Origin of the sequence: Staphylococcus agnetis, from assembly GCF_002901865.1 — a bacterium.
GTDB lineage: Bacteria > Bacillota > Bacilli > Staphylococcales > Staphylococcaceae > Staphylococcus > Staphylococcus agnetis.
Map to the genome: position 1 here is coordinate 1 of NZ_PPQF01000119.1, position 919 is coordinate 919.

Annotated in this window: 1 protein-coding gene; it reads right to left on the bottom strand. The window is 28.0% G+C overall.

Annotated elements, in window-relative coordinates:
* Positions 1-330 (bottom strand): PBECR4 domain-containing protein (locus CD172_RS12090; protein WP_240598414.1); only part of this gene is annotated, 330 nt, incomplete at its 3' end.
* Positions 331-919 lie beyond the last annotated feature (589 nt).

Sequence of the window (919 nt, forward strand, 5' to 3'; positions counted from 1 at the left end):
AATAAAGCATTTATGTAAAAAGTTGTAATTAGTTAGCCTATCTTTAATATTATGATACTCATAGTGTTGCTTTATAGTTTTATGTGTGATTTTACCTTCTGCAATTCTTCCAATAATTTTTTTAGCGCTCTCTTTTTTATGTATGTAATGTAAACCTAGTAGATGCGGCAAATTGTTTTTATGAAAGTTTATTTTAAAGACAGGGAGAATTTTATATTTCGTTTTTATTTCTACATAACCTTTGCAAAAACAATTAATGAAATCATTTAGAATTCTTTGTAGATCAACATCACTTTCCCCATTTATTTTTAAATATGTTAATTCCCCCACCTAGTACACTCCTTAAAAATATCCCTACAAACATTAAAGTAAGTAGGGATTATGTATATGAGTGAAGGCAAGGAAGAAGTCTCCTGCGGGACCAACAGTCAGATATATGGCCTCTGCCGGGCTATACAATTCACTCCTGATTGTATATAACTATATTATTAGTTACCTGATGAGCTAACTACAGACAGTAACAAGTTAGGAAGAAAGAACGGCATAGAGAGTTGACTTTCTTCATACTCAACTATAATACCTTTTAAATTTATATTCAATAGATGTGACTAATTTTTTGCTTTTTTGTTAAAAATAGTTAGTTTTAGTTAACTGAATTTATATAAATTAATAACCACCCAGTGACATGCGTGGGTGGTTATTTAATAGTGTAATTTAACTTTATCAAGCATTTTTCATACAATAAGAACCTCTTTTAAATCAAAATCACTTAAAAACATTCTTTAAAAACACCATCTAATTCAAAGAACTAATAAATAGCTTCTACTTTAGCGTTACCAAATTTTTTGAAGAAACCACTTTTTAAATTTCATCACTATCTCTCCTTGAATTATTAATTTATTTATACATAATTAATTAT